The 1,792-nt window shown below is 37.8% G+C and carries 2 protein-coding genes; both read right to left on the reverse strand.

Features of this window, described 5'->3' with window-relative positions; genetic code table 11:
* The coding region (locus tag AB4Z33_RS30895; protein WP_442053567.1) for a hypothetical protein at positions 1–299 on the reverse strand (299 nt) is incomplete at its 3' end.
* A gap of 665 nt (positions 300–964) precedes the next feature.
* Positions 965–1,726 (reverse strand): hypothetical protein, encoded by a 762-nt coding sequence (locus AB4Z33_RS30900; RefSeq protein WP_442053568.1) that lies wholly within the window; start codon positions 1,724–1,726, stop codon positions 965–967.
* Positions 1,727–1,792 lie beyond the last annotated feature (66 nt).

The following is a 1,792-nucleotide window of genomic DNA, read 5'->3' on the forward strand; positions in this document are numbered from 1 at the left end:
AAATAATAAGATTCGGCAAGTTGAACTCCTTCAATAATTACACTTAACTTATCTGGATTATTAATGTATTCCATAATATCAATATTTTCAGGAGAATATAAAGCATTTGAAAAGGTTGCTGCATGATTGCTCATGAAATCTTCAGACATTTTTATAGCATTATTTCTTTCGGAAATAGACATATTGTGTTGATATACATTTATTCCTAGTGAGAAGATGAGAATTGAACATATTGTATATGCAATAAACTTCCCCAAAAATGTTGATTTATTTGTCGCTGACATAAATACTTTCACCATCTCCTTTACTATTTTACATCAATGTCTCTTCATTTTAATCTCGTCCTCTATTTTTTCAAGTTATTCCCATTAACCTGCCCTTTAGTTCAATGAAATCAGTGAGCAGCACCGCGACGGACTGCTCACTTTAAGTTGTTGAACTATCGTACTCCGTTAGAAAGAAAAGCGGCCACTACGAATGGTCAGCTCCMGATTAAAAATCATTCAATCCTATCACTTTCCAACTTATATACCCCAGGAACTGTACCTTCTTTGTTAAAGAAAGTGAGCCGCTTACATTCGGGGCATCGCCATATACTTTGTGAAACGTCGTATATTTCGCTTTGGAACAATCACCCTTGTTTGTGCTCACAATTTTCGCATATTTCTTGAAAATGATTAATATCTCTGAATATCTTCGTAAGCTTTATCCACTCACGTAATTCGGAAGCAGTATCAGTAGGTCCTCCCCGATCTGAAAAGAAATACTCCCAGCAGAGACCCTGATCAATTTCTTTTTTGACAGCAGGACAAAACCATTTTTGATCCAAAATATCCTCCGCGCCTTTCCACTAAAGTCTTGTTGAGCTATTATTCACCGTTAGCGCACGTTACCAGTTGAACAAACAAGGAGTAGCAGCTGTCGTAAAACGTTATAAATCGATTTGTGCCCCATCGTTACAGGATCACAGTGCGTCGAAACGGCGCAATTCGTTCACAAACCCATGCTGTTGTAATAGAGATTTTACTGCTACTGTAACTTTCTCCGGAAATGGCACGTCGGTATAACTCATTTCCTGAACATCACGAACATAAGCGAGAGCRCTCTCAATACTAGCCGTTTTTACAAACGTTAGTAAGCTCTCTTCAATTCGTTCATCAATTTCATTATAATCCAAGTCAATCTTTAAATGGGTAATATGATCCGTTAGTCGTTTTACACCAAGACTATTGAAAGTCTGAACGACAACGCTCTTTTCACGTTCTTGAACAAGCTGCTGTTTATAGGCCTTAATACTTTCAAAGGGCTCAATTTGAAATCGTTCCTGAATTCGATTTAAAATTAACTCGAGTGTGGGATCAAGATCATCGTCTGGTTCAGCTTCTTGGTCTGACATTAATCCAAATATGCTTTTTTGGGTGATGAGCAATCGAAGAAAATCAATAAAGTTACGTGCAATAAGAATGGAGTGTTTATCTAGACCAAGCGCTTCATGCTGAATTATTGCTGCATTTGAAAGGTCATCCACCGTACTGAACTCCGTAAGAAAGCCAAAGGTGCACGTGGAAATGCTTGTTGAACCCAGCAAAACCATATCTAGGGGCATACTTTCCCATTCATAATCGGCATTGTCATCTTCCGGCCAATAATCAAAGAAAATCCCAATCGTGTCCCAGAAGTCTAAACCAAGTTCCTCTTTCAGTTCTTTTTCTAACTGTTCTAACATGTTAAGCTCTTTGAAGCTTGAATAAACGTTTTGCTTAATAAGTGGCTTCATAGGTTAATACCGACT

It is taken from the genome of Paenibacillus sp. 2TAB19 (assembly GCF_052115185.1).
Lineage (GTDB): Bacteria > Bacillota > Bacilli > Paenibacillales > Paenibacillaceae > Pristimantibacillus.